The organism is Chryseobacterium ureilyticum (genome assembly GCF_900156735.1).
Lineage (GTDB): Bacteria > Bacteroidota > Bacteroidia > Flavobacteriales > Weeksellaceae > Chryseobacterium > Chryseobacterium ureilyticum.
Genome location: NZ_FTOL01000005.1, coordinates 22713 through 44171, shown reverse-complemented (window position 1 = coordinate 44171; position 21459 = coordinate 22713). Strand labels below are relative to the sequence as shown.

General features: G+C 35.2%; 15 protein-coding genes and 1 pseudogene. 6 read left to right on the top strand and 10 right to left on the bottom strand.

The window, feature by feature from the left end; translation table 11 throughout:
• Nucleotides 1–120: 120 nt before the first annotated feature.
• From BW983_RS14885 to BW983_RS14875, 3 genes are all read right to left on the bottom strand, one after another.
• Nucleotides 121–2181: a M13 family metallopeptidase gene (locus BW983_RS14885; RefSeq protein WP_076552698.1), complete on the bottom strand. Its 2061-nt coding sequence runs from the start codon at nucleotides 2179–2181 to the stop codon at nucleotides 121–123.
• A gap of 77 nt (nucleotides 2182–2258) precedes the next feature.
• Nucleotides 2259–5681, bottom strand: coding sequence for a polysaccharide deacetylase family protein (locus BW983_RS14880; RefSeq protein WP_076552697.1), 3423 nt, complete (start codon nucleotides 5679–5681; stop codon nucleotides 2259–2261).
• Nucleotides 5682–5745: 64 nt separating this feature from the next.
• Nucleotides 5746–6996, bottom strand: a complete 1251-nt coding sequence (locus BW983_RS14875) for a CinA family nicotinamide mononucleotide deamidase-related protein (protein WP_076552696.1) — start codon at nucleotides 6994–6996, stop codon at nucleotides 5746–5748.
• Between the two features lie 115 nt (nucleotides 6997–7111).
• Between BW983_RS14875 and BW983_RS14870 the strand changes: the two genes are divergently transcribed.
• Nucleotides 7112–7585 carry a DUF7832 domain-containing protein gene (locus tag BW983_RS14870; RefSeq protein ID WP_076552695.1) on the top strand — a complete coding sequence of 158 codons (474 nt, stop codon included), beginning with the start codon at nucleotides 7112–7114 and terminating at the stop codon, nucleotides 7583–7585.
• 85 nt (nucleotides 7586–7670) lie between these two features.
• On the opposite strand, the gene BW983_RS14865 is transcribed toward BW983_RS14870, so the two are convergent.
• From BW983_RS14865 to BW983_RS14855, 3 genes are all read right to left on the bottom strand, one after another.
• Nucleotides 7671–8213 carry a lipocalin family protein gene (locus tag BW983_RS14865; RefSeq protein ID WP_076552694.1) on the bottom strand — a complete coding sequence of 181 codons (543 nt, stop codon included), beginning with the start codon at nucleotides 8211–8213 and terminating at the stop codon, nucleotides 7671–7673.
• Nucleotides 8214–8285: 72 nt separating this feature from the next.
• The gene (locus tag BW983_RS14860) at nucleotides 8286–9020 is read right to left on the bottom strand and encodes a LytR/AlgR family response regulator transcription factor (RefSeq protein ID WP_076552693.1); all 735 of its coding nucleotides are present in this window, start codon (nucleotides 9018–9020) and stop codon (nucleotides 8286–8288) included.
• Between the two features lie 68 nt (nucleotides 9021–9088).
• A complete protein-coding gene (locus tag BW983_RS14855) occupies nucleotides 9089–10834 on the bottom strand; it encodes a tetratricopeptide repeat-containing sensor histidine kinase (protein WP_084184509.1) in 1746 nt (581 codons plus the stop codon).
• A 507-nt stretch (nucleotides 10835–11341) separates the two neighbouring features.
• Here BW983_RS14855 and BW983_RS14850 point away from each other — a divergent pair.
• Both BW983_RS14850 and BW983_RS24365 read left to right on the top strand, forming a co-directional pair.
• Nucleotides 11342–12016, top strand: a complete 675-nt coding sequence (locus BW983_RS14850) for an SIMPL domain-containing protein (RefSeq protein ID WP_076552692.1) — start codon at nucleotides 11342–11344, stop codon at nucleotides 12014–12016.
• Nucleotides 12017–12314: 298 nt separating this feature from the next.
• Nucleotides 12315–13916: pseudogene (locus BW983_RS24365) on the top strand (DUF4139 domain-containing protein).
• 66 nt (nucleotides 13917–13982) lie between these two features.
• Here BW983_RS24365 and BW983_RS14835 read toward each other — a convergent pair.
• Entirely contained in the window at nucleotides 13983–15188 is a 1206-nt protein-coding gene (locus BW983_RS14835; RefSeq protein ID WP_076552689.1) for an NAD(P)/FAD-dependent oxidoreductase, read from the bottom strand.
• Nucleotides 15189–15303: 115 nt separating this feature from the next.
• On the opposite strand from BW983_RS14835, the gene BW983_RS14830 reads away from it, so the two are divergent.
• Nucleotides 15304–15684: a SpoIIAA family protein gene (locus BW983_RS14830; RefSeq protein ID WP_076552688.1), complete on the top strand. Its 381-nt coding sequence runs from the start codon at nucleotides 15304–15306 to the stop codon at nucleotides 15682–15684.
• Between the two features lie 79 nt (nucleotides 15685–15763).
• Here BW983_RS14830 and BW983_RS14825 read toward each other — a convergent pair whose 3' ends face one another.
• Nucleotides 15764–16966 carry an MFS transporter gene (locus BW983_RS14825; protein ID WP_076552687.1) on the bottom strand — a complete coding sequence of 401 codons (1203 nt, stop codon included), beginning with the start codon at nucleotides 16964–16966 and terminating at the stop codon, nucleotides 15764–15766.
• A gap of 178 nt (nucleotides 16967–17144) precedes the next feature.
• Here BW983_RS14825 and BW983_RS14820 point away from each other — a divergent pair, with 178 nt between their 5' ends.
• Nucleotides 17145–18044, top strand: a complete 900-nt coding sequence (locus BW983_RS14820; protein WP_076552686.1) for an AraC family transcriptional regulator — start codon at nucleotides 17145–17147, stop codon at nucleotides 18042–18044.
• A 270-nt stretch (nucleotides 18045–18314) separates the two neighbouring features.
• Here BW983_RS14820 and lipA read toward each other — a convergent pair whose 3' ends face one another.
• On the bottom strand, nucleotides 18315–19181 hold the full coding sequence (lipA, locus tag BW983_RS14815; RefSeq protein WP_065393580.1) for a lipoyl synthase: 867 nt from the start codon (nucleotides 19179–19181) through the stop codon (nucleotides 18315–18317).
• A gap of 199 nt (nucleotides 19182–19380) precedes the next feature.
• Nucleotides 19381–19941: an RNA polymerase sigma factor gene (locus BW983_RS14810; protein WP_065393579.1), complete on the bottom strand. Its 561-nt coding sequence runs from the start codon at nucleotides 19939–19941 to the stop codon at nucleotides 19381–19383.
• Between the two features lie 208 nt (nucleotides 19942–20149).
• Between BW983_RS14810 and tyrS the strand changes: the two genes are divergently transcribed.
• Nucleotides 20150–21445, top strand: coding sequence for a tyrosine--tRNA ligase (gene tyrS, locus BW983_RS14805; RefSeq protein WP_076552685.1), 1296 nt, complete (start codon nucleotides 20150–20152; stop codon nucleotides 21443–21445).
• Nucleotides 21446–21459 lie beyond the last annotated feature (14 nt).

Sequence of the window (21459 nt, the reverse complement as noted above, 5' to 3'; positions counted from 1 at the left end):
CAAATATACGAACTTTAATAATATGTATTGGATATAATTATTCAATGGATAATAAGCTGTTGAATAACATCTGTTCCTTTAAAAAGAAAAAACCGTTCATTGCTGAACGGTTTGTATATATTACCAGATTTTAATTCTATCCTCTGGAGCTTTGTATAATTTGTCTCCTTTTTTCACATCGAATGCTTTGTAGAAGGCATCAACGTTGATTAGCGGACCGAAGCTTCTGAAGTAACCCGGAGAGTGCGGGTCTGTCTTCACTTGGTTGATCATATATTTTTCACTTGATAAAGTTCTCCAAACAGTTGCCCAGCTTAAGAAGAATCTCTGATCCTGAGTAAATCCACTGATTTTTCCTGGATTTCCTTTGTCTTTAAGATACATTTGAAGTGCATCATAAGCGATATTCACCCCTCCTAAGTCAGCGATGTTTTCACCGTTTGTAAATGTTCCGTTTACAAATGTTCCTTTTACCGGCTCATATTTGTCATACTGAGCAGCAAGAGCTTTTGTAGCTTTTTCGAAGTTAGCCTTATCTTCCGGAGTCCACCAGTCTACAAGGTTACCTTCTGCATCAAACTGAGCTCCTGAATCATCAAATCCGTGGCTCATTTCGTGACCGATAACAGCACCGATACCACCGAAGTTTACAGCTGCATCAGCTTTAGGATTGAAGAAAGGCGGCTGAAGGATAGCTGCAGGGAAAACGATTTCGTTATATACCGGATTATAGTAAGCATTTACAGTTTGTGGAGTCATTCCCCATTCTGTTTTGTCAACCGGTTTTCCGATTTTAGCTAAGTCTTTGTTATATTGCCATTCTCCGATGTTCTGAAGGTTTTGATACAAAGTACCACCTTTAGCTTCAGGAATGATTTCTAATTTTGAATAGTCTTTCCATTTGTCCGGATAAGCAACTTTTACAGTGAATTTGTTCAATTTCTGCATTGCTTTTTCCTTAGTTGTAGAAGACATCCAAGCCAGGTTGTTGATGTGAACAGCGAAACTTTTCTTTAAGTAATCGATCAATTCAACCATCTGAGCTTTTGCTTCAGCAGGGAAATATTTCTCAACATATAGTTTACCAAATGCTTCTCCTAAGTTTCTGTTGATTAATTCAAAACCTCTCTTGTTAAGAGCTCTTTGCTCTTGTTGACCTCTCAGGTATTTCCCGAAGAAGTTAAACTTCATATCTCCTAATTTTTCACTTAGGTAAGAAGCGCTTCCATTGATCATGTGGAACTTCAGATAATCTTTAATCACAGGAAGATTCTGAGCATTTACCAACTTATCAAAGTTTTTATAGTATCCTAGTTCTCCGATGATAATTTTATCTGTATTTACTCCTACTTTTTTAAGGTAAGCAGGAATATCTGCTCCTTTTACCAACGCTGAAAGTTCAGCCATTGTCTGAGGGTTATACTGAAGGGTATTATCACGGCTTTGTTCGTTTGTCAAATATGTTTTTGCAATGCTTTTTTCATATTCAACAATACCTTTTGCTGCTGCATCTGCATTTTTATAGCCCAATTCTGTTAACATTGAAGCTACATATTTTTGATATTCAGCAATAGCTTCTGTATTTTTTTCGTTTACTTTTTGGTAATAATCTCTTCCTAAACCAAGAGAAGCTTCACCTAAATAAACAGCATTCATGTTAGAATTCTTCAGGTCTGCATATACTCCCCATCCGTAGAAAACATTTTCGCCTTCCTTCGTTACAGAGATCAGATAATTCTGAAGATCAGCCATATTTTTAATGGCATCAATTTTATTCAGGTTTTCCTGAATAGGTTTGATTCCGTCTGCATTTCTCTTCTGCATATTCATATAAGAAGCGTATAGATCCTGGATCTTTTTACCTTCACTTCCGTCTGTAAATTTATCTTTTAAAAGAGAGTTTAAGATGGTCATGGAATTGTTATCCGTATCCTCACCAAGTTTGTTGAAACTTCCCCAAGTCGGTTTGTCAGATGGAATTTTAGCCGTTTTCATCCAAGTTCCACTCACATAGTTATAAAAATCATCCTGTGGACGTACCGAAGTGTCCATTAAGCTAAGGTCTAAGCCTTTATCTGTATTGTTTACTGCTGCTACTTTCGCAGTTTTAGCTTGTGCACTCACTGTATTTTGAGAGCAGATCCCTGCTATTAAGAACAAAGAAAGCGTTAATTTTTTCATTATGATAACAATTTATACAATATGTATGATTTAATTCTTATTTGTTACTTTTTAAGTGAAACAAATTTAAATAAATATTAAGAAGTCACAATCTCTTTTACATTTCCTGTCCGTTTCAGGAATCCCCAGGATTGCATTTCGCCCTTCAGTGCTTTTCTTAAACTTTTAAATAATACAATATACATCAGCCATCTGTACCCGAATCTTTGCGGAATAATATACAGAAGATTCGTTAACTTTTCTCTTTGCATAATAAATGCAATCAATGCTAAAGAAGCATCTACCAAAAGGAAAATCAGATAATATCCGAATATTTTGCTTCCGTTTCCTGATAAAATTCCAAAGAACATAATCACGTCTGCCAATGGTGAGAAAAACGGAATTATATACTGAAACAATAAGATATTCGGCATTGCCCAAAGTCCAAGTCCTTTATATTTAGGATTAAGGAAGGTCTGTTTTTGTTTCCAGAACATCTGCATAATTCCATAAGTCCATCGGAAACGTTGTTTTAGAAACTGCTTCACGCTTTCTGGAGCTTCTGTGACTGCTACAGCTCTGTTTTCATTTGCCACTGTATATCCGGCTTTTAAAATTTTCACTGTAATATCACAGTCTTCAGCCAATGTATCGGAGGAATACCCACCTGCTTCAAGAACTACTAATCTTTTGAAAGCTCCGATTGCTCCGGGAATTACAGTAATTGCATTGATATTTGCATAGGCTAATCTGTCAAAATTCTGGCTTGTAGTATATTCAATTGACTGCCATTTAGTCAACCAATTCACTGTATTTCCTACTTTTACATTTCCGGCAACGGCTGCTATTTTCTCCTCCGGACTTGAATTCAGGAATCTTGCGATCAGGTATTTCACAGCATCCTGTTGTAATTTTGTATCAGCATCTATACAGACTACATATTCGGCATCGGTTTGTGCAATTCCAAAATTCAGTGCAGTTGCTTTTCCACCATTTGTTTTAGTGAATATTTTCAGTTTTTCGTGATCCGGGAATGCATCTTTAGCCTTTTCAAAGGTTGAATCTTTACTTCCGTCATCTACCATAATGATATTGAAATTCGGGTAAGTTTGTTTTAATAAGTTTTGTAGTGAAGACACAATATTCACTTCTTCATTATAAGCCGGAACAATAATGGAAACTTTAGGATAAGCCTCCAAAACGGGAAATTCACCAAGTTTTTTCTCTTTTTTTCTTTCTTTAAATGCCCAATATGCCATCAACATCAATCTTATCAATCCCAAAACAATAAATATGGTAAACAGCGCAACCAAAAAATGACTCAATCCATAAATGGCTGTTGCTAATACTAAATTCAGCTGCATGATATAATAAGCTCTGGTTTTAGGAACTTCAGGCATCAGTTCATTTCTACTTTTATGAAGAATATTGGTAAGGTTTGTAAAATGATATCCTTGCTTCTGAAGGGTTGGAATTAAAATTTTCAATGCTTTTACCGTTTCTTCTCTCGTATCTCCTCCTGCGTCATGAAGAAGAATGATATTTCCTCTCTCCTGTTTGATTCCGGCTAATACACGTTTTACAATTTCATCCGCTTTTATTCCCGGCTGCCAGTCTTCCGGATCAATATTTTCTCCGATATCCAGATAGTTTTGCTGTCTTGCCAATGCTACTGGAATAATTTCCTCAGAAGTTGTAGGTTCAGAATCTGCATTATAAGGAGCTCTGAAAAGGATAGTACTATGACCCGTGATACACTCTATAAGAAGTCTTGTTAATTTCATTTCAAGAAGTGCTCTTTCAGGGCTTACTTTCGCAACATTTTCATGGGTAAAAGTGTGATTTCCTATTTCATGTCCTTCCCGATAAATTCTTTTAACAAGCGGAAGGTTCTTTTCTGCATTCAATCCTACCAGAAAAAAGGCTGCCGGAACGTGGTATTTTGAAAGTATATCAAGTACCTGAGGGGTATACGTTTCATCAGGACCGTCATCAAATGTCAATACCAATTCTTTTTGAGCAGCACTTCCATATTTTTTTACTTCATAAGAACTTGGGTAAGTAATATAGTTTTCGTCTGTGATAATTTTCTCTTTAGGATCAATTTCTACGGCTATTTTACCATCATGAGGGGTATTCAGAACATCCAGTACTTCACCGTCTCCGATATAATCTACCATAGTCTGTCCCTTTACATTTTCCAATGTTTTCAAGTTTAGTTTAGACAGTCCGGCAAACGTAAGATCTTTATCATAAAAATTCCATACTCTGCTGTCTTCACTTCCTAATCTCCAAAGCGCCGTTCCTGCCAATGGATATTCTGATGAAAACCGCATGGTATTAAAAATAGACGCAGCATCATTGAAAAATACGGTATGGCTATTCTTATTGGAATCTGTGTAAGAGTAGTTTAGGTTAAAAGTATTGTCATTGAAATCGATAACGGCTTTACTCGCACTTGCTTTTGTAATTGCCTGCATATAAGTCACAGAAGTATTATCATCCTTATTGGAACTCCAGTCATATCCATACGCTCCCAATCCGAGAATAATCTTTTGTGGTGAGGTTTGCTTAATGATTTTATCCGTTTGGGATTCAATCCATTTTTGTGACGAAACCGGTCCTGCATCGCTTCCAGCTGAATATTCATCATAAGCCATCAGTACAAAGTAATCTACATATGGATCTAATCTTGGAATATTATAATCATCATTATCCGTCATAATATCCATGGTAACCAATAACTGATTCTGTTTGAAAGTCTCTGAAAGCTCTTTCATAAAAGCAACCAGATTTTCATCAGAATTCAGGTTCATATCCTCAAAGTCAATATTAATTCCTTTGAAGTGATATTTTTTACATTGCTGGGTAATTTTTTGAATCAGTGCTGTTCTTTTCTTAGGATCATTCAATACTTTTATCAATCCTTCAGAACGGAACTCCTGATTAGAGTTATTACTCAGAATCGGCATCGCTGCCACGCCAGTTCTCTTGATGATTTTGTAGCCTTCAGGATCTACATTGGTCTTCAGATCTCCGGTTTTAGGATCAAGGAAAAACCATTCCGGAAAAACTAAGTTTACATGTCTGATATTTCGTTTCAGAGACATCAGAGATTGGGGATCCCACGCTACATAAAAAGCAGAACGGATTCCACTTGGGAACTGAGCCCAATTCCGATTTTGATTTTTATATCTTTCGGCTCTTGCTTTTTCAACTTTGGCAAGATTGGTATGAATGGATTTTTCAGAAATAAAGCTTCTGAAACCTTGGTATTCTTTGGATATTTTATTCTCCTGAAGATAAGGTTTGTTGGCTGTAATGATTGCTTTATAATCTTCTTTAAAAGGGATTTTCGGATTTTTATCAAGAATCATCATCAGCCCCAAAGCTAAAAGAAGGATCGCCATGATAAATATGAAAACACGACTTCCCCACTGTACGCTTTTCCAGCGTTTTTTGCTGTTGGTCTGAAAGATTTGTTTAGAGTTTTCCACGTTAATGAACTTTATGGAATCCATCTCAAAAAGTATGAAAAACTCTATAATTAAAATTAAAAAAAAATTAAAAAAAACAAACCTTATATTACTGGTTAATAAGAAGTCCCACAAGATCCTGAATTACCTTCTGGGATACGAAATTCATAAAATCAAGTCTTTCCAGATGCGGCATATATAATTTCGAAGTTACTTCCTGATCATTGATTCTAATGGTATAAAAAACGGTTCCTACATCTTTACCGTCTTCTCCTTTGCCTGGACCTGCTACTCCGGTAGTAGAAAGTGAAATATGAGTATCAAATAATTCTTGGCATCCTTTCGCCATTTCCTGAGCTACCTGTTCACTTACCACAGTAAACTGATCTACAGTTTCTTGGGAAACATTTAAAATTTTAACTTTTTTTTCTGTAGCATAAGCAACCATTCCTCCAAGAAAGTATTTTGAACTGCCGGAAACAGAAGTGATCATCTTTGCAAGCTCTCCGCCTGTACAACTTTCTGCAGTTGAGATCGTTAATTTTCTATCAGTTAGAATTTCTGCAAGAATATTTTCTATTTTATCTTCAGAAACTGCAATCACATGATCTTTAATTAAAGGAAGTAATTTTTGAATTTCGTCCTCTGTCTGTTGTTTCAAACTGTCTTCATGATCTCCGGAAGCTGTTAATCTCAGCTTTACTCTTGTACCTACCGGAAGGTATGATAACGAAATATTTTCAGGTAAGGCAAGCTCCCAATCTTCAATAGTATCTGCAAGAATACTCTCAGGAATTCCTACCACGGAAACAATTCTGCTGTGAATATAATGAAGGTTGAATCTTCCCTGTAAATAAGGAATAATCTGATCTTTGATCAACGGTTTTACTTCATAAGGAACTCCGGGAAGACTGTAGGATAATTTTCCGTTCAGCTCCATCATCATACAAGGTGCCGTTCCGAAATGATTCTGAAAAACGATAGATTTTGTAGGTACAAACGCCTGTTCTTTATTTCTTTCTAAAATATCTGCACGTCCACGCCTTTCCATGTATCCTTTAAGATGGTTGAAAGTAACCTCATCCAAAGCAATTTCATCATTGAAAAACTCAGCCAATGCTTTTTTTGTTTTATCATCTCTGGTGGGACCTAGCCCTCCCGTCGTTATCACCAGATCTCCTAATTCAAAAGCTGAGCTTAATGTATTTTTAATTGTTTCTATTTCATCTGAAATTGTAAAGATCTGTACAACTTTTATCCCGATATTCTTCAGTTCGGAGGCAATAAAATTAGAATTGGTATCTATTGTATTTCCAGAAAGGATTTCGTCACCGATAGTGATCAGAACTGCTTTTTCCATATATCAAATTCTTGAAAAAAAATTTCATACAAATGACGGAAAAATCTCTGGCTGCGGCAATATAAATTGATTTTTTCTATTTTTGACAAAATTATTTAAATCGATACTGAATATTATGTCAAAATATGATGATGCTTCATGGCATTACGGCGGTGATTTTCCGGAAGGTCTTCCTCAGAAAAATGGGGCTACCCACACAGGAATGTTCCTGAACTGGTGTATCAATAACGATCTGATCTCCGACGAATTAAAAGAAGATGGCGCTGAAGAAATAGAAAAAGTAAAAAGAAGAGAAATTACCGGAGCTGAATTTATCATGGATTCTTGTGACGGAAAATTTTCAGAGTATGACCTGAATGATCTTGGAAACAGCTTTGCAAAGGATTACTATGCTGATGACACTGACTTTGGAAACAGATACAGTTCTTTTGCGGATGATTTTGTAAACCTATTCGATTCCAAGGCAGAGGAGAATGATTATGAATATGAAACATTCTATCACATTGAAGATACTTACGAAAACTATGATCTGATGAAACAGGTGATTGATTACCGTTTCGAGGAATGGAAGGAGTATATTGGAAGCTAGACTATGAAAAAGTGAAAGAGCAAAATTGTGAGTGATCAATCATCTGATCTGTTTGAACGATTTTGCCCTTTTTCATGTCTGAATTTTACTGATTATGCTTTACCCAAATCAGTTCATCCGTATTATATCCGATTTTCTTTGCTTTTTCAAGGAAACGCTGCTTTATACTTTCGGGAATAGTGGTTGTTCGGGATAAAATCCAAAGGTATTTCAAACTGCTTCCAGCTACCAAGGCATACTGATATTCTTCATCAATGTCAATCACATTATACCCCGCCCAAATGGGTTTAAAAAATGAAACTTTAAGTCTTGCCTCGGTTTTATCTTTTACGAATTTAGCCTCACCATTAGATTCATTCCATACCTTTTTTACATAATCATATCCTTTATTTCTTACATGAATCGTTCCGTTTGGGTTTTCTGAATATTCTGCGGTGACATTATCCATATTTTTCTCAAACCTGTAATCGAAACGGGCTATTTCATACCATCGTCCAAGATATTTTTTAGCATCAAAATTCTTTACTGCTACAGCTCCTTTTGGGATTCCTACTGAGCATGAATTAAAAGCTATAAGGACAAGCGCTCCCAACGAGACGGGAAGTATAATTTTGTGAAAGGTCTTCATAACAGAAATTTTGTGTGGTTATGATGAAAACTTCAAAAATAATGCCTTTGGGCTGTTAAGGAACGATAAATTCTATGAAAACACCTTCAGAAAACTGTCTTTAAAGCTTCCGGAAACTTCAATTTCAGTATCATCAGCAAGCATTACAGTTCCGCTTTTATGATAAGACTTCACAAAAGAGGTATTGACAATATGAGAGCGATGCACCCTTACAAAAGGGCTTTCAAGCAAATCATCGAAATGTTTCAGAAAGCGGCATACCATTTTCTTGGAGCCATCGGTAAGATAAACCTGTGTAAAGTTTCCATCTGCCTGAAGCCTTACAATATCTTCTGTTTTCACCACATCAAACCCTTGTAAGGTTGGAAGGATAAGCTGTTGCTTTTCTGGTTTTAATTTTAAATTTTCAAGTAAAATTTTGTTTCTGTTGAGTTCTTCTTTTTTCTCAAGACTTTCAGCAACTTTATTAACTGCCACAATTAGTTCCTGAATATCAATTGGTTTTAGAATATAATAACTAGCGGATTTATTTAAAGCCTGTAGTGAATATTGTGAAAATGCTGTAATGAAAATGGTTTCATAGGAAAATTCTTTGGTTGCTTCCAGAACATCAAAGGCATTCCCGAAAGGCATTTCCACATCTAAAAAGACCAATTGCGGTTGTTTTTCAGCAATTAAAGGAACAGCTTCTTTAATATTCTCTGCTTCACCTAAAATTTCTACCTGTGGACAGTATTTTGTGAGATAGTTTCTCAGTACTTCTCTTGCTATGAGCTCATCGTCTACAATTACAGCTTTGATTTTCATTGTTTTTTTTAATATTAGATTGAATATACTAATTTGTAAGAAGGAATATATTCTTTTTATGCTCCTGTTTATAGATTAATCTTAATAGTAACCAAAACGCCACTGCTATTTTCTTTATCTTTAACAACGCAGGTAATATCTTTCTTATAAAGGTCGTTCAGCAATTTAATCCTTTCCAAAGTGTTTTTCATCCCCCTTCCCTCTCTTGTCTTCTGATGTTCAGTTTTCTGTTTTTTACTTTCTTCAATTCCTATTCCGTTATCTTCAATGATAATTTTAAGATATTGAGTATTTTTCTCAAAGCTTAATTTTAAAAATCCTTTGTCTGTTCTGTAACGAAGTCCATGCCAGATTGCATTCTCCAGAAACGGCTGTATCAGCATTCCGGGAACCTGCAGACTTTGCATATTCAGATTGTCATCTACGTCAATTTCATAATCAAACTTATCTGCAAAACGTGTTTTTTCAAGGGCAAGATAATTTTGTAAAAGGTCCAATTCCTGTTGAAAAGGAATAAAGTCATCTGTAGAATTTTCCATGACACCGCGCATCAGCTTGGAAAATTTTGTAAGATACTGATTCGCTTCCAGCTCATTATTTGTTGCGATAAAGTGATTAACACTATTCAGACTATTGAAAATAAAATGGGGATTCATTTCACGACGAAGCGATTGAAGAGCGATTTTCTTATTTTTGGTCTGAACTTTTTTCAGTGTTCTGAAAATGAATATAATTAAACCTGTCAATACAATTAAAGTTGCAATCAACCCGTAATTGAAAACATTTTTCTTACGGATCAGCTCATCCTTCAATTCTTTTTCTTTTTCAAGCTGTGAAATTCTCTGTTCTGTATCCTCAAGAATTTTATTATCTACCAGACTTCGGTCCTTGGAAACTAAATTCGGAAGTTTTCCCAAAAAGTCTCTGTACAATTGTACTGAAGCATCTACATTCCCTGAAATAGCATACAGACTGTCCAGTTTTTTTACGCTTTTCTGAGCTTCCAGAGTATGCCCTTTATCCAGAGCAATTCCGTAAGCGTTTCTTAAAAGATCTACCGCTTCTTTTGGGTCATTTTTTTTAATATAAATATCCGCCAGTTCCTGAATCTGATTAACTTTTTCCTGAGAATTTTCTTTTACAAAATCTTCTTTTAAAACTTTCTTTTTGGCTTCAATGGCTTTATCAAACTTTTTATTTTCTACATACAGATCCGCCAGTTTCTGATTAATTGCCAGCGCTTGTTGGGGAGCTTCTTTTTTTGAAATTACGTAAGCACTATTCAGATTTGCCTCAGCTTTATAAATATCTTTTTGCTGTAAGTTGATTTCTGCCAATTGACTGTAGCCTTCCGCCACATTTGCCTGTTCATTTTCCTTTTTACTGATATTAATATTGTTCTGAATAGCTTCTGCCCGAAGTTCCGGCGTAGGAGAAGAAAGCCTTGCCACATCATTTGAATTGACGGTTTTACTTTTTTCGCTGTAATTCATCTGTGCCGCCATGCTGTAATTGCTGAGCGCAGGTGTGATTTTATTCTGTTTTTCCTGTGACTGAGCCAGTTTTCTGGTAGTTGATTCCAGATTTTTCTTATCATTCAGCTTTTGATAGAGGGCTTTAGCTTTGATCAGATATTCTTCGCTTTTAGCATAATTCCCTTGATTGTAATAATCATTAGCCATTCCTACATAAGTATCAGCAACGCCTTTATCGTCATTTTTATCTACTGCTTTTTTCAATTTTGCAGCAGATTTTAAAACCTGTGCTACTTTTGTAGTATCCTGTGCAGAGAGATAGTTTCCCACTGCAAGCATTGAAATAAACAATATTTTAAAGACTAATTTCACAGATTCCTAATATTTAATGCAAAGTAAGTAAAACTTTATCGATCCTCTTCTATTCTTCACCAAGTCAAAACCTTATTCTACCAAGTTATAATAGATAAGCGTTTTACTTTTAAAACATTTTAATGCATTTGATTGAGTAAGTTTTAAATGATACCTTATAAAGGATTTAACGCCGAGATCACAAAGAAAATTCATTCCACTTATATAATATTAGATACGTTCGCAGAGGCGTTAACACTCATCTAGGAAAATAATATTTGACATTGCTGAATGAAATGCTATTGCTATCCAAAATATTCACAAAGAATTTATTCAACTTTTGCGAGCCTTTGCGTTATCAAATTATTTACATCTTCTGGAAAGCAGTATTTCTACATCCCACCAAGTGAAACTTCCCTTTCACCAAGTCTTCCAGCTTTCGGTTTCGGATCTTACTAATTTTACATCAGAATTTAAACGTAAAAACAGAAAATTATGAAATTGAAACATTTTTTATTAATCGGAATTTTAACGCTGGGAAGTTTTGTAAACGCTCAGGAAGTAAAGAAAAACGCAATTGAAGTAACAGGAGTTGCAGAAATGGAAGTAGAACCAGATGAAATAATCTTCAGCATCGGGATAAAAGCAGATAACAAAAATGATCTTGCAGACAATGAAAAGAAGATGTTTGAGATTTTAAAAAATGCCGGAGTGAAAAACGAAGACATTAAATTCAAATCGATGTACCAGAATATTTATTCTAAAACGGCTAAATTTTCCAAGAACTATGAATTTAAAGTTAGTGCAAAAGCAAACCTCAGCAAAGTAATGGAAGACCTGAATCAAAAATGGGTGACCAGCCTGAATGTTTCGGAAGTAAAAAACAGCAAGATTGCAGACTTCAGAAAAGTTGTGAAGATCAATGCTCTAAAAGCAGCTAAAGAAAAAGCAGATTACCTGTTGGAAAGTATGGGTAAAAAAACAGGAAGTCCTCTTGAAATCGTAGAAATAGAAGACTATACCAGCGATACTGTGATGCCTGTTGCTTATAAAAGCAGAGCCAACAGTATACAAATGGAGATGGCAGATGCTTCTGTAGATTTTTCTTTCGGTAATATCGAAAATATTAAACTAAAGTACAGTATCAAAACGAGATACGAAATCCTTTAACAATAACAGATTTAAGAGAAGCTGCCACATTTTTGGCAGCTTTTTTTTTGCCACGAATAAAATACTATAATCCAAAGTAATCAACTGATTAATGGTTCATTTTTATAACTACATAGGAGCATAGCAAAATGGAGCTGAATAATTTTGATAAGCTTAATTATAAAAAACATCCGTGCATTAGTTGCAAAAAAAAACATGTAGTTTCTCACTTACCAAGTGAAAGTTCCTGTTTACCAAGTTTCCCCTTTTTCAGGCTTAAATACGGGTAATTTTACTTCATAATTTAAAATAATAAACGATGAAACGCTATCTTTTAATAGTAACAATTATTTCGGCTGTCTTCTCAAAGGCACAGGAAATTAAAAAGGAAATAGAAGTAAAGCAGGCGACTGTATTTCTTCAGGGCGCAAAAGTATTTGGAAGCACAAATATCAGTCTTCAAAAAGGTAAAAATACAGTAAGAATTGTAAATCTACCCAATAATCTGGATGAAAAGACTTATAAGATCAATCTTGAAAAGAATACTACTCTTCTTTCCATTACCCCACAAAGTAATTTCTTGAAAGATGATGAGTTCTCTGATTTTGAAAAAAAGCTGGATAATGAGAAGAAAAAGCTTCAAAGACAGGTAAACCTTATGAATATTCAGATTAAAAATCTTACTGGAGAACAGAATATTATCAATGATAATTTAAAAGTATCTCCCAATGATAAGTCAACTCCACAAGACCAGCTTATTAAACTTACAGAGTTTTATAGAAAAAGAATGCTGGAAATTGACAATCAGGTATTTGTTTTAAATGAGCAGAAAAGCGTTCTGGATGAAAGTATTACAAAGCTAAACAAGCAATCTATAGAAGAACAAACCCATAAAAACACCAACAGAAAGGAACTTCTTCTTGAAATTCTTGCCGATAATGATACCAGTTTGAATTTAGGGGTAAGCTATATCGTTTCCGATGCAGGATGGATACCGTCTTATGACCTTCGTGCTGAATCTGTAAAGAAACCTCTTGAAATGATTTATAAAGGGCAGATTTATCAGAAAACCGGACAGGATTGGAAAAATATAAAGCTTTTTGTCTCTACTTACAGACCATCATATAATCAAAACAGACCTATTCTTTCCCCTCTTTATATTGCCGAATAAACAGCTCATAATCCAATGTTGGAAGTTGCAGATTATCAAATGAAAAAGTCTTCTGCAATGGTAAACGCCTATCAAATGCGACAGGATATCGCTGCAAAACCAAGCCAGGTTCCGATCGCTTCAGTATCCGACAGTCAAATGAATGTTATCTATGAACTTAATTACAACCAGACCATTTTAAGTCAGGAAAAAGAACAATATGTAATTCTGGATAAAAAACAGATTGATGCGACTTATAAATACCACACTGTTCCAAAGGTTAACAATCAGGTATTCCTGATGGCATTTGTAAAGAATTGGCAAAACCTCAACCTCATCAATGGAGAAGCCAATATTTATTTTGAGGATAATTATATCGGAAAGACCAATATTACCAGCAGCTATGTAAAAGACGAATTCCCTATCTCTCTGGGTGTAGATGAAAGAATTACGGTAAAAAGAATCAAGCTTGAAGATAAAACTTCTCAAAAGCCGATGAGTTCTAACAAATGGGAAAATGAATCTTATCAGATCAGTATAAGAAACAATACAAAAGAAAGCATTGATCTCGAAGTTCTTGACCAGTTGCCAATCAGTGAAAATTCTAAAATTTCAGTGAAGGCATTGGAAATCGGAGATGGAAATTTTGATGAGAAAACAGGAAGTATTCTCTGGAACAAAAAGATCGTTTCCGGAGGGGCTGAAAAGATAAGTTTCTCTTATGAGATCAAGTATCCGAAAGAGATGCAGGTTCAATATTATAACAGATAAATTATAAAACGATGGCTATATTTTAGTCATCGTTTTGTTTTTCACATCAGTCACAAAAGGTTTTGATTATCTTCCAAACATAAAATACTTCGACAGTACATGCTTTTTATTCTTCATAAACTTAGAAGCCATTTCCATTCCTGTGATTGAAAAAGTAATTCCGTTTCCGCCAAACCCTAATACAAAATAGGAGTTTTTAAATTTCCTATGTTCACCGATGTAAGGAAGTCCGTCTTTTGTTTCACCGAAAGTTCCTGCCCACACAAAATCCGGATAAAAATGATAATCCGGTTTTATTTTCTTTAAATTCTTTAAAATTTCTTTTTCCTTTTTATTCAATATTGAATCTCGTTTTCCGGCACCATAAAAATCCACATCTCCACCTCCAATCAGTAATCTTCCGTCATCGGTAGTTCTCATATAGAGATAAGGATCATCTGTATTCCACACCAATGTGCTGCTTATATTTTTAAATTTATCTACGTCCACTTCGGAAACAACAGCATACGTGCTTTTTAAATTAACAAAGTTTTCTTTCAGCAGGTTTTTACTTTCATAGCCAATACAGTAAATTATTTTTTTTGCCTTGATCTGAAAACCGCTGCCTATTTTAACCATATTAAAGCCTTTATGATATTCTACATCTATCATTTCGGTCTTATCAAAAATCTTTAATCCTTTCTTTACATTATGCATAAATAGTTCATGAGCAAACTGAAAGGCATCAATACTTGCTCCCTGTTTTGATAAAATACCTCCATACGTATTTTCAAACCCGAATTTCTTAAATATCTGATCTGTATTTAACCAACTCACTTCAAATCCAGCACTTTTTCTTGCCTCATATTCCTTCTTCAAACCTTCAACATCTTTCTTTTTAGAAGCAAAATATAGAGATTTCTTTCTTTTAAATCCTGCATTAGAATGAATTTTCCCTGCTAACTTTTCTATAGTATCAATCGCGTCTGAACATGCTTTATAACTTTCTACAGCTCCCTTTTCTCCTATCTTTTCAATCAATTCATAAAGCGGAATATCTATTTCATATTGTAGCATTGAAGTAGTAGCAGAAGTACTTCCGTTACAAAGCTCACGTTTGTCTATAAGAATTGTTTCATAGCCGTCTTCTATCATCTGATGGGCAATAAGACTTCCTGTAATTCCGCCTCCGATAATTAAAACATCACATTTTTCATCTGATTTTAAAGATGGATAAGTAGCTATCAGTCCGTTTTTTAAAAGCCAGAAAGGTTCATTTGATTTGAGATCCATATTTATATTTTGTATTAAAAATAACAATAATTGTGTCAATTTTAACAATTTATGATGGTTTTATGGTGTAATTATTGTTTGTTTATTAAAATCCAACCACCATAAAATATTTACTATGATAACAATTATTCCAGAAGCTCCGGAGAATGTTGCGGCATTTAATGCGACCGGAGAAGTGACGAAAGAAGATTTTGAAAAACTGGTAATTCCACATGTGAAAGAGAAGGTAGACCAATTTGGTGAGCTGAATTACTTACTGTATTTGGATACCGATCTGGATAATTTTACTGTAGGAGCATGGCTGGAAGACCTGCTTTTAGGAATAAAAAACCTTGCAAATTGGAATCGGGCAGCTATTGTTACAGACAAAGAAGGTGTTCAGAATTTCACTGATATTTTCAGTGTTCTGATGCCGGGAGAGTTTAAATCTTTCCCAAAAGAAAATTTATACAATGCCTTATACTGGTGCAAAAACGGCAATGAAGTAGAGGTATAATTCTATGAATACAAAAAGCCTGTTTCTCTATTGGAAACAGGCTTTTTTATGTTTTTACTCTATGTAATACGATGAGATTTTATTTATCACAGGAAACACATTCCGTAACAGATTCTTCCTCCTGGGAAGTTCCTGATCCGTATAAAAATATGTACCTTACACTGATCACAAATCCTATGAAAGTCATCCCGACTCCTACCAATGACGGGTAATTGAACGGTAATCCATATTCCAAAGGTATTCCTCCAAAGAAAGCTCCCATTGCATTGGCTATATTAAATCCTGCCTGCATAAAAGCTGCAGCCATCATTTCACTTCTCGGAGCTGCCTTCATCATCATGATATTAATAGGGGCAGCAATAGACATGGATAGAGCCCCACACATAAATGTCAGTATAAAAGCGATATTCTGATGTTCGGAAAGTAAGAATACTCCGCCTAAAGAAATCATCATTAAGAAGATCAGTAAAGCACACGTTTTCTCGGGTCCTAATTTATCTGAAATAACACCTCCCGCAAGGTTACCGACTACCATTCCAGCTCCGGCAAGAACCATTACATATGCCATTTGGCTACTCTGAACTCCTGAAATTACGGTCATTAAAGGAGTAATATAGCTCAACCATGTAAAAAGCCCTCCAAATCCAATTGCCGTAATTGCCAATACCAGCCATGACTGCTTATTTTTAAGGAATTTCAACTCTTCCAGGAAATGAGTATTTTGGTTCGCTTCTGTAGCAGGAAGCCATAGTTTTAAGAATAGTAAAGCAAAAATCCCAATTAAAGCCACAATAGCAAAATAAAACCTCCAATGGAATGTGTGACCAATATAGGTGACCAACGGAACCATCACCAAGTTGGCGACCGTGAGCCCCGTAAACATCATCGATATATAAAATGCTTCTTTTCCTTTTCCAGCCATTTTAGCGGCAACCACTGTTCCCACTCCAAAAAATGCCCCGTGAGGAAGTCCGGACATGAATCTGATCACCAGCATTGTTCCATAGTTGGGTGCAATTGCAGAAAGTCCATTAAAAATAGTAAACAGGATCATAAAAGCGATCAAAACTTTTTTAGGAGGATATTTCACTGAATATCCGATAAGAAGCGGTGCTCCAATAACAACTCCCATTGCATATGCTGAAATTAAATGTCCAGCCTGCGGAATACTGATCTCTAAAGTTTTTGCAATGTCCGGTAACAGACCCATCACGGTGAATTCCGTGGTTCCGATTCCCAATCCGCCAATTGCCAGCGGTATTATTCTTTTATCAATCTTCATTGTATATTCTTTTATCTGAATTAACTGTTAAAATTATTAATGGTTACCCATCATTATTTTTGAAAGTGCAAAATTCGAAAGAAAGTTTGGATTTCACTTCTCTTTGAATGATAAAAATTTGCTCCATATTAACCTTTTTATGTAATTTTAAATTCACAAACAATCAAAACAGAACAAAATGAAAATCCAGAAAGAAATTATAGAGTTCGAAAAAGGAAAATCATTCAAGCTATTTGCTCCTTCTTTGAAAAACTGCTTTTTCTGGCATTATCATCCTGAAATAGAACTGGTTTACGTAGAAGCATCAAATGGAATACGTCACGTTGGAAAAAATATTTCAGGTTTTGCAGACAGCGAATTGCTGTTGATCGGAGCGAATGTTCCTCATCTTAATTTTGATTACGGTATACAGACAGAATGTAAACAGCTTGTACTTCAAATGCGGGAAAATTTTCTTCAGGATATCATTCTTCCCGTTCCCGAGTTTGAGAATATTAAAAATCTTTTAGACCGTTCTTACCTTGGCTTGGCTTTCTTTGGAGAGACCAAAAGTATTGTGGTTGAAAAATTACAGATCATTAAGGAGAAAAACTCTTTTGAATCCCTGATGGGTTTAATTGAAATCCTACAGATTCTGGCTGACTCCACCGAAGTGACTGAACTGAATAAAGAAGATACAAGAATCAAATGGTTTTTGAATGATAAAATCCGAATGGGAACCATCTACGATTACATCCATGAAAATCATGATAAGAAGCCTAATGTCAATGAAATTGCTCAAATCGTCAGCTTAAGTACTCCTGCTTTCTGTCGTTATTTTAAAAAGCAGACTAATATGACATTTACAGATTTTGTAAACAATTACAGGATCAATCAGGCTAAAATATTTCTACTAAAGGATTCTTCTGTCACTGAGGTTTGTTTTCAGGTAGGTTTTGAAAGTCTGTCTTATTTTAATAAGCTGTTCAAGCAGCATACGGGAGAAACACCATCGGAATTCAAGAAAAAACATTTTAAGCCTATTGAAATCAATGGACGAATTGGTACGATCACGAGAGAGTCTTCCTGTAATAAGTAATGCAAATCTGTTGATTTAAATTTTAGCTAAAAGCGATGACTAGATTGTTTTTCAAATACAAGTGTACTTGGAAAAGTTGGTAGTGATATGTTATAAAACCACCCCGCCAAAAAATTCTTTGAATTTTTGCCACCCCGCCAGAGGATGAGAATGATGGAAGTCTTCCTGAGAAACTCTCAACATCAGATACCAAACCTACTTTCTAATATATTTTTCTTAACACTTTCAATATATCCTAATAAAAAACCGCCCATTACTGAGCGGTCTATATTAGTGAATATGTTTTTCTGCGTGGTAAGAACTTCTTACAAGAGGTGAACTTTCAACATGTCTGAAACCTAAGCTTCTTGCAAAATCACCCAACTCATCAAACTCTTCCGGAGTAATAAATCTCTTCACAGGAAGGTGTTTCTTTGTAGGCTGCAAGTATTGTCCAAGGGTAATAACGTCTACATTGGCATTTCTGATGTCTTCGATTGTTTGGAAAACCTCATCTTTAGTTTCGCCCAACCCTAGCATTACTCCTGTTTTCGTTCTTCTTTGTCCGGCTTCTTTCAAATATCTTAAAACCTCAAGGCTTCTTTCATATTTTGCCTGGATTCTCACTTCTCTGGTTAAACGTTTTACAGTTTCCATATTATGAGAGATCACTTCCGGAGCTACATCTACCAATCTGTCGATATGTTTCGTGATTCCTTGGAAGTCCGGAATTAATGTTTCCATTGTGGTTCCCGGAGAAATTCTTCTGACAGCATTTACTGTTTCTGCCCAAAGAATAGATCCCATATCTTTCAGGTCATCACGGTCTACTGAAGTAAGAACGGCATGCTTGATCTTCATTAATTTGATGGAACGTGCCACTTTTTCAGGTTCATCCCAGTTTACATCAAGTGGTTTACCTGTTTTTACACCGCAGAAACCACAGCTTCTCGTACAGATATTTCCTAAAATCATGAATGTTGCCGTACCTTCTCCCCAGCATTCACCCATATTCGGGCAGCTTCCGCTTTGGCAAATGGTATTTAATTTATATTTATCAACCAAGGTTCTTAGTTCTCTGTAATTCTTTCCTGTAGGAAGTTTTACACGAATCCACTTTGGTTTTTGAACGGTAGTGTCTTGAACTGAATTTTCCATTTCTAAAATTGAAGTTCAAAGTTAAGGATTTTTTAATGGAAACCATCAACCGGAGAAATTGATGAAATTGATAATTCAAATAAAATTTGAGAAATTTGAGTTCTCAACGATCTTGAACATTAGGAAAAATAAGAGTGAATCAACACGAATCCTGCTTTAATTATTTTATCCGTGTATTCGTGGCAATCAATATAAATAGTTAATTATCCTCAAATTCATTATCTTTTAATAACTCTGCAAGAACTTTTTTAGCACGCATCACACGAACTTTTGTATTAGCAACAGAAATTCCCAATTCTTCAGCAATTTCTTTAATGCTTTTTTCTTCAAAAAATCTCAGTTTGATAATATCCTGATAATTGGCATCCAGAGATTCTATCGTTTTGATGATTTTTTTTTGTTCTTCTTCAGAGATCAGAAGTTCTTCAGGAGATTTTGCATATTGATTTTTAACCTCATCAAGGTTTTCAACAGCATCTTCGTTTTCACGGCTTTTTTTTCGCCAGAAATCAATGACTGTATTCTGTGCAATGGTTAAAATCCAGGTTTTAAACTGAAAATGAGGATCAAACATATCAAGTTTTGATAAAACTTTAGAGAAAACATTTACGGTAATTTCATCAGCATCGTTTTCATCTCTCACTTTTTTCATCACAAAGGAGAAAACATCCACCCAAAAAATATTGATGAGTTTAGTCTGAGCCTTTTGGTCCTTGTCCTTGGCTTTTTGAATGAGCAGAAATAGCTGTTCGTCGTTCATTAATAACAAATATAGAGTTTTTGAGTTGAAAATGCAATGCTGAGACTGCCGTCAATAGTGAATTTTGCTTCACAAATGAATAGTCAACCAGGAAAAATATTGTTTTATATACTATTTCACTCCTTTTTACATTTCCCATGCTACCCTTTTGACTTTATACTTCTGAATTTATTATCTTTGCAACTTAAAATTTTAAAGTAAAAAATCAATGAATTCCTTTATAGAAGAACTGAAATGGCGTGGTCTGTTTGCTGATATGATGCCTGGAACCGATGAACAACTGAACAAAGAGGTAACGACTGCATATATTGGTTTTGATCCAACTGCCGATTCTTTACATATCGGAAGTCTTATTCAGATAAAAATATTAGCACACTTCCAACAGCATGGTCATAAGCCAATTGCTTTGGTAGGAGGAGCTACGGGAATGATCGGTGATCCATCCGGAAAATCTGCAGAGAGAAATCTATTGGATGAGGAAACCTTATTACATTATGTAGATTGTTTAAAAAATCAGCTTTCAAGATTTCTTGATTTCTCAGGAAACGAACCTAACAAAGCTGAGCTTGTAAACAACTACGACTGGATGAAGAATATTTCTTTCCTTGATTTTGCTAAAAATGTAGGAAAGAACATCACCGTTAATTACATGATGGCTAAAGATTCTGTAAAGAAAAGATTCTCAGGAGAAAGCGGTGCAGACGGGATGAGTTTTACAGAATTCACTTACCAGCTGATTCAGGGATATGATTTCCTTCATTTATACCAAAATAATAATGTAAAACTTCAAATGGGAGGTTCTGATCAGTGGGGAAATATCACTACAGGAACAGAATTGATCCGTAGAAAAGCTCAGGGTGAAGCGTTTGCACTAACAGTTCCTTTGATTACAAAAGCTGATGGTTCTAAATTCGGGAAGTCTGAAAGTGGAGAAAACTATTGGTTAGACAGAAAGAAAACTTCTCCTTATAAATTCTACCAATTCTGGTTGAACGCTACTGACGAGGATGCTGAAAGATTTATCAAATTCTACACATTCCTTGGAAGAAAAGAAATTGAAGCTTTAATTGATGAGCATAAAACGGCTCCACATGAAAGAAAACTTCAGAAAAAACTGGCGGAGGAAGTTACAGTTTGGGTACACGGAAGAGAGGAATATGAAAAGGCACTGAAAGCTTCTGAAATTCTTTTCGGGCGTTCTACTGCTGAAGATTTGGTAAGTCTTGATGAAGAAATTTTCCTTGAAGTTTTTGACGGAGTTCCACAAAAAGAAGTTGCAAAAGCTGATGTATTAGGCGTGAGCATTGTTGATCTTCTTTCTGAAAAATCGGGATTCCTTAAATCTAAGAGTGAAGCACAGAGAGAAATGAAAGGAAACTCTATTTCTGTGAACAAGCAAAAAGTAAATGACACCTTCACAGCTAATGAAACCGATCTTATTGATGGGAAGTTTTTATTACTTCAAAAAGGTAAGAAAAGCTATTTCATTGTAAAGGTTATTTAATTTTATATCGTATA

Bases quoted from the DNA above. Each gene is read 5' to 3' on its own strand.
- BW983_RS14880 (WP_076552697.1), bottom strand. From the start codon at position 5,681: ATGGATTCCATAAAGTTCATTAACGTGGAAAACTCTAAACAAATCTTT.
- BW983_RS14820 (WP_076552686.1), top strand. From the start codon at position 17,145: ATGAAAATCCAGAAAGAAATTATAGAGTTCGAAAAAGGAAAATCATTC.
- BW983_RS14860 (WP_076552693.1), bottom strand. From the start codon at position 9,020: ATGAAAATCAAAGCTGTAATTGTAGACGATGAGCTCATAGCAAGAGAA.
- BW983_RS14885 (WP_076552698.1), bottom strand. From the start codon at position 2,181: ATGAAAAAATTAACGCTTTCTTTGTTCTTAATAGCAGGGATCTGCTCT.
- lipA (WP_065393580.1), bottom strand. From the start codon at position 19,181: ATGGAAAATTCAGTTCAAGACACTACCGTTCAAAAACCAAAGTGGATT.
- BW983_RS14810 (WP_065393579.1), bottom strand. From the start codon at position 19,941: ATGAACGACGAACAGCTATTTCTGCTCATTCAAAAAGCCAAGGACAAG.
- BW983_RS14850 (WP_076552692.1), top strand. From the start codon at position 11,342: ATGAAATTGAAACATTTTTTATTAATCGGAATTTTAACGCTGGGAAGT.
- BW983_RS14835 (WP_076552689.1), bottom strand. From the start codon at position 15,188: ATGGATCTCAAATCAAATGAACCTTTCTGGCTTTTAAAAAACGGACTG.
- BW983_RS14875 (WP_076552696.1), bottom strand. From the start codon at position 6,996: ATGGAAAAAGCAGTTCTGATCACTATCGGTGACGAAATCCTTTCTGGA.
- BW983_RS14870 (WP_076552695.1), top strand. From the start codon at position 7,112: ATGTCAAAATATGATGATGCTTCATGGCATTACGGCGGTGATTTTCCG.
- BW983_RS14825 (WP_076552687.1), bottom strand. From the start codon at position 16,966: ATGAAGATTGATAAAAGAATAATACCGCTGGCAATTGGCGGATTGGGA.
- BW983_RS14855 (WP_084184509.1), bottom strand. From the start codon at position 10,834: ATGCTTGCAGTGGGAAACTATCTCTCTGCACAGGATACTACAAAAGTA.
- tyrS (WP_076552685.1), top strand. From the start codon at position 20,150: ATGAATTCCTTTATAGAAGAACTGAAATGGCGTGGTCTGTTTGCTGAT.
- BW983_RS14865 (WP_076552694.1), bottom strand. From the start codon at position 8,213: ATGAAGACCTTTCACAAAATTATACTTCCCGTCTCGTTGGGAGCGCTT.
- BW983_RS14830 (WP_076552688.1), top strand. From the start codon at position 15,304: ATGATAACAATTATTCCAGAAGCTCCGGAGAATGTTGCGGCATTTAAT.